The organism is Bacillus alveayuensis, from assembly GCA_030812955.1.
In the GTDB taxonomy this organism is placed as follows: Bacteria; Bacillota; Bacilli; order Bacillales; family Aeribacillaceae; genus Bacillus_CB; species Bacillus_CB alveayuensis.
Genome location: JAUSTR010000044.1, coordinates 1 through 5,712 on the forward strand (window position 1 = coordinate 1; position 5,712 = coordinate 5,712).

Below are 5,712 nucleotides of genomic sequence, written 5' to 3' on the forward strand. Positions count from 1 at the left end.
CGCTCTGGTTTAACTGTATATATTTACCAAATGGGCAGTGCCACCTTTCTTTAGGTTTTGTCTTTTTGGCACAAATTCACAAAAAATAATTAACAAAAAATTCTAACTATATTTATGCAATGCTAATGATTTTTTTACAAAAAATTATTTTTTGTAAAAAAATTCGACAACATTCTTCATCGGATTCATATATGGTTTAGATAGAATCATTAAAGGGGGAGTTTTTGAGTGTTTTGTCATCAATGCGGTGAAAAAGTATCTGATCAAGCTCGGTTTTGCCCACAATGCGGTGTGCCGTTGCGGGAGGGGGAACAGGAGACAGATCATCATTTAGATAGCGTTGTGGGCGCAGTGGATGAGGAATCGAATTCGCTTTCTAATAGCGACCAAGCATCTGAACACAGTAAAGTCCGACGGTTATTGCCAATTGCCCTTCCTGTTGCGAGTTTGATTATTGTAGCTTCTAGCATTGCTGGTTTTTACGGTTATGAGAAAAAGGTAAACGCGCAAGTGGCAGGGTTGCAAAAAAAGGCGGAGGAGCTTGCTTTGAAAGGAGAATATGAAAGGGCGGAAAAAGAATTAAATGTAGCATTAAATCTTCGGCCGAATTATGCGATGTTATCTAAAGATATACATGTTATTCGACAAGCGGAAGCGCTTGCGAAAGGGCTGCAAGAAGTAGATCAAAAGATAAAACAAAAACAATATGATGAAGCTACCGAACAATTAGAAAATGTGAAAAAGGAATATGAAAAGAGAAAAGGCCCTTTGTTTAACCCGTTTCAGAAAGAAATTACGAGAAGAGATATTACGATAACGGTGGGGAAAATCAAACAGGAGTTAGACGAATTAACTACAATTGAACAATTGGCAGACAAGCTTAATATTGTTTCCACGTTATCATCAGAAGAAGCGAAACAAGTGAAAGAACAAATCACTAATAAAATCGTGCAGATTGCAAGCACCGAAGCGGAAAAAGAAGCAAAAAACAAACAGTTTTCAAAAGCGATTTCTATTTTAGATAAGGGGCTACAATATGCGGTGAATGATGAAAAACTTTTATCTGTCAAAGAAAAAGTAAAAAATGAACAGGCAGCGTTTGAAAAAGCAGAACAAGAACGAATAGAACAAGCAATGAAAGCCGCTGCCCAAGAAGATTTAAAGAATCGTACTGCCGCTGTGGAAGTGATGGCATTGAATGTCAATGAAGATGAGTACGGAGATCTTTATATGAATGGGGAAATCAAAAATGTTGCGACAAAAGGAATTTATTCGATTACGATTAATTACACAATTACTGATGCAGAAGGAAATTATTTAGATGATGGATTTACAACTGTGTATCCATATTATGTAAAACCAGGTGATACAGGAACATTTGAAGATATTTATTACGGAGTTAATGAAAATGCGAAAGTGGCTATTGACAATATTACATGGTATCTCGATTAAAGAGGTGACATAATGAACAAAAAATGGATTATCAGCTTTTTATGTACACTGGCCATATGGGGAGCGGGAATTTTTGTGTTTATACATATAAAAGAGTCCGTGCCGAAAAAATTATCTCAGCCATCCATCATTGCAGTAGCAGAAAATAAATATGAAAAGAAAGAAGAAACTTCACCAGAACTAAAAGAAATCATCCATAAATCACAAAAGCTAGTCGTACAAATAGAAACGGAGGATGGGACACTAGGTTCTGGATTTCTTTATAACAATAAAGGAGATATCGTTACGAACGCGCATGTTGTTGCGAATGTCAAAGAAGTGAAAGTAAAAACGGCAGATTCGAAAGAATTTACCGGGACTGTGATTGGCGTTAGTAATAATATAGATGTGGCGTTAGTGCGCGTGCCAGAACTTTCATCTTTACAACCACTAAAAGTGACAAAAAATCGAAAAGCGGAAGTAGGAGATGAAGTGCTGGCGCTAGGCAGTTCATTAGGATTACAAAACACGGTGACAACAGGAATTATTAGCGGGGTAGGGAGAACTTTTGATTTACAACCGTTTCATTATGAAAATGTATATCAAATTTCTGCGCCAATTGCCCCGGGAAATAGCGGTGGTCCACTTGTCGATAGTAAAACGGGAGAAGTATTGGGAATTAATTCAGCGGGGTATGATCAAGGTTCCATTGGCTTTAGCATCCCGATTACAAACGTTATTTCGCTTATTGAAGAATGGTCCGAACATCCAATGACTAAGTTGCCGGAAATTGTTTTTGTGGGTAATGCCTATGCTCATGAAGAAGGTGATTCTTTCGAAGAAATGGCGGAGCGTCTTGTTTCGTATTTCTTTGAAAATATTAATTATGGGGATTATGTAACTGCTTATTCACTATTAGGGAGTTCTTGGAAATCGAAAATATCATATGAAAAATTTAGAAACGGTTATTTAGATACATTGTCTGTTACTGTTGATGATATGAATGCAAGGCAACAAGGTGACACAGTGTCTGTCACTGCTGTGATTACGGCAGAGGAAAGGAAAAACGATGGAATTTCTTATGCAAAATATAAACTTAATTATGAGATTGGTTATGAAAATGATGAATTAAAAATATTAACTGGAAAAGGAGAAGAAATAAAATGACGACGGTGCCCCTTTCCGTCACAGGCACAGTCTCTTTATTGATATCTCTCCAATGTGGAGAAAAAGTCTTTTACAAATTGATAAAACACTTTAACGGATGGTGTGAGTTCGTGATGGTCGGAGATGATGATGCCGACGTTTCGCTTGACATGCGGCATTTCGATTTTTTGACCGGTGCCACAGGCTTATTGGGTAGAGCCCTTAATTCTAAATTGAAAGAATACCAAGTTATTTGATTAATTCATAAAACTCCTTTTAAGGAGCAAGGTGTTATCTCAATAAAAGGTGATATTACCAAAAAACAATTGGGACTTACTTATAACGAATACCAAACATTATATAAACAAATTGATGTCATTATTCATATGGCGGCCATTACAGATTTTAGTGAAAGAAAAGAAAATATTGAAAATACAAATGTTGTGGGAACTAAGAATATTGTAACCTTGTCTAGAGACACAGATGCTCCTCTTTCCCATGTCAGTAAGGCATATGTTTATGATTTCCCAAATGCAAATCGCTTTTGTAAAAAACGTAATTTTTATGAAATCTCAAAAAGATTGGATGAAAAAATTGTTAAAGACAGTTTGGTAAAAGCAACCATTATCAGACATTCAATAATTTTTGGTGATTCTCATCATGGAACAGTGTCAACGTTGCAAGGATATCACTTACTAAGCCGATTGATAATGGAATAAAAGCTTCCTATGTTACCAGGTCTTCCACATTCTATTCTTGATATTGTTCCACAAGATATGATAGCAGAGGTTATTTTTGCCTTAATTCATAATGATCATATTGATGGCGAATTTTATGTTACTAATGGTCAGAATGCCCCGATGTTGAAAGAAGTGGTTGATACGATAGTACAGGAAAGTACGATTTTATTTAACAAATCTATTTCGTCTCCCAAAATTGTTGATCCTGATTTGTTTGATAGATTAATTAAGCCTGTGTTTTTACCGAAGCTTCCCTTTCAAGTTCGAAAAGAAATAAGAAGAGCTTTGTTTATGAGGAAATATTTAACAATAGAGGAAGCGTTGCCATCTTCGTTAGATTTTTTAAACAGTCATTATGGAATTAAAAAAATACAAGACATGAAATATGTCAGTAAGCTGAAGAAGGAGACGGTCTGATTGACATCTAAATCCAGCTAACATGATGCAAGGTTTGTGTACAAATCACAGAAAATGGTGAAGAGACATTATTAATATTGCAAAACAAAAGCAAATCTCTGTCTATCAAATGAAGATGAAAAGCAATGAATTTAAACTAGTTGCAGAAAAGATTCTTTAAGGACTGATTGATGGTATAACACATATAATTTACAAAAATGTTGTTAAAAAACACCATCTACGTTGTTCTACTAAGGGAATATTGAGTATCGATTGTGTAATTAAAATTTTGAAATCATTGTTTGCTAATATTAAGAATGGATAGGTACGATCAAATTGTCATTTAGGGGGTAAAGAAGATATCGACTTTAAAAGAGCAAATTATTGAGCTATTAAAAATTGAGGATGGTTTAACCGATAGGGAAATCACTGACAGGATAAAGGGGAGGGGAGAACCACAGCAAAGTGTTAATATAACGTGCAGGAATATGGAATCAAAAGGAATAATTAAACGTATCAGAGGACAAGATGGGTTAATTAGGAACTACTTAGGTGATTTTAAATTTGAATTTGAGAAAAAAGAATTTAAATCCTCTAAAAAAGACGGATTGTCTGAAGACGATATTAAAGAAATATTAAATAATTATCTTATTTCTAATGGTTGGAGCACCCAGGTTGCATGGGGAAAGAGTCAAGGTATTGATATTGTTGCGTTCAAAGGTAAAGAAAGGTGGATAATTGAAGTTAAGGGTTGTGGCTCGCGAAGTGCGATGAGAGTAAACTACTTTTTAGCTATTTTAGGGGAAACGCTTCAAAGGATGAGTGATCCGAATGCAAAATATAGCATAGCTCTACCTGATATGAAGCAATATCGTAATCTATGGGAACGTTTACCTCGTCTTGCAAAAGAAAGAACTGGAATATCTATTATATTTGTAAATGAAGATAAACAGATTGAAGAAGTAAAATAATCTGAATTAATTATTATGCTATTAAACTAAATGGCGTAAAAGACTTAACCTTTACAAAAGGTCCTATCCTGTAAAACTCGATCCGATTTTTATTGGATCGGGTTTTTTATTGGAACTAAAATGTTTCAATGCCAAAAAACAAACAAGCCGATTAAACTGAGCCCGCTGGTTTGTTTTGACCTGCAGAGCTTTAATAAATGTTGGAAATCAATGTTAATGGCAATGAAGAATTGTTGTGTTTGGCAGTTAAGCGTATGCATAAATTATTGCATATCCTCCGCTTTAAATGGAGTGGCGGGTATGATAGGCTTGTATGCCCGGCAAAGTCCTGTGGCTTAACCCTTTGCCAGAAAGCATGCCCGCAGAGGCCCCATGTCAAGCGACAAAAGCTATGCAATTTTATACAAATTATTGAATATCCTTATTTGCCATTTCATACATGTTTTAATTGCCAAAAACAATCAATAAAGTATGAGTAAAATGTTTGTGGGAGAAATTCTTAGAAGTTCCCCGATGAGGGGGTTGGGAACGTAGATTCGCAATCCCCCTCATCGGGGCCACCAAGCGAAGCGCGGTAGGATCCCAAGCAGGAAACATGTACTTATTTTGTTCCTGGTGTTGGTCAAGTTGCATTACTAGCGACTGGTGCAATAGTAGTTGGTGGGGTTACTATTAAGGCTGGAAGTTGGCTCTATAAAACTATTTCTAACTATTTTAATGATCCTAAAAGAGTAATTGCTTCCAATTATGGAATACCACAATCATTGTTAGATTCAAACGGAAAAGTGAAATTAGGTTCTTTTAAAGATAAACACGGGAATACACCTCTAACTAAAAATTCTGGTACTTTTAAAAATGGAAAGTGGTCAGAAAAAGAAACAGCAGGACATGGTGGACGTGTATGGAAATTAAAGAAAGATGGAAAAAGAATATCTTCTTTAGATAAAAATGGTAAAGTGTTGTCCAAATAAAGAATAGGAGTAGATTTAGTTTATGAAGAAAATGACTTTTAACGTTTTTACACTTAA

The 5,712-nt window shown here is 35.4% G+C and carries 6 protein-coding genes and 1 pseudogene; 6 read left to right on the forward strand and 1 reads right to left on the reverse strand.

Annotated elements, in window-relative coordinates; all coding sequences use genetic code 11:
• The first annotated feature begins 228 nt into the window (after positions 1-228).
• Both J2S06_RS15930 and J2S06_RS15935 read left to right on the forward strand, forming a co-directional pair.
• A complete protein-coding gene (locus J2S06_RS15930) occupies positions 229-1,452 on the forward strand; it encodes a zinc-ribbon domain-containing protein (RefSeq protein ID WP_419152950.1) in 1,224 nt (407 codons plus the stop codon).
• A 12-nt stretch (positions 1,453-1,464) separates the two neighbouring features.
• Entirely contained in the window at positions 1,465-2,598 is a 1,134-nt protein-coding gene (locus tag J2S06_RS15935) for a S1C family serine protease (protein ID WP_419152951.1), read from the forward strand.
• Between the two features lie 35 nt (positions 2,599-2,633).
• Here J2S06_RS15935 and J2S06_RS15940 read toward each other — a convergent pair.
• Positions 2,634-2,762: pseudogene (locus J2S06_RS15940) on the reverse strand (LysR family transcriptional regulator); the annotation flags it as partial.
• A gap of 114 nt (positions 2,763-2,876) precedes the next feature.
• Here J2S06_RS15940 and J2S06_RS15945 point away from each other — a divergent pair.
• The 4 genes from J2S06_RS15945 to J2S06_RS15960 all read left to right on the forward strand — a co-directional run bounded on the left by J2S06_RS15945 (position 2,877) and on the right by J2S06_RS15960 (position 5,655).
• Positions 2,877-3,296, forward strand: coding sequence for an SDR family oxidoreductase (locus J2S06_RS15945; protein ID WP_419152955.1), 420 nt, complete (start codon positions 2,877-2,879; stop codon positions 3,294-3,296).
• A 9-nt stretch (positions 3,297-3,305) separates the two neighbouring features.
• A complete protein-coding gene (locus J2S06_RS15950) occupies positions 3,306-3,734 on the forward strand; it encodes a Rossmann-fold NAD(P)-binding domain-containing protein (RefSeq protein WP_419152952.1) in 429 nt (142 codons plus the stop codon).
• 467 nt (positions 3,735-4,201) lie between these two features.
• Positions 4,202-4,684: a MarR family transcriptional regulator gene (locus tag J2S06_RS15955; protein ID WP_419152953.1), complete on the forward strand. Its 483-nt coding sequence runs from the start codon at positions 4,202-4,204 to the stop codon at positions 4,682-4,684.
• Between the two features lie 764 nt (positions 4,685-5,448).
• Complete coding sequence (locus tag J2S06_RS15960) at positions 5,449-5,655, forward strand: hypothetical protein (protein ID WP_419152954.1); 207 nt, start codon at positions 5,449-5,451, stop codon at positions 5,653-5,655.
• Positions 5,656-5,712 lie beyond the last annotated feature (57 nt).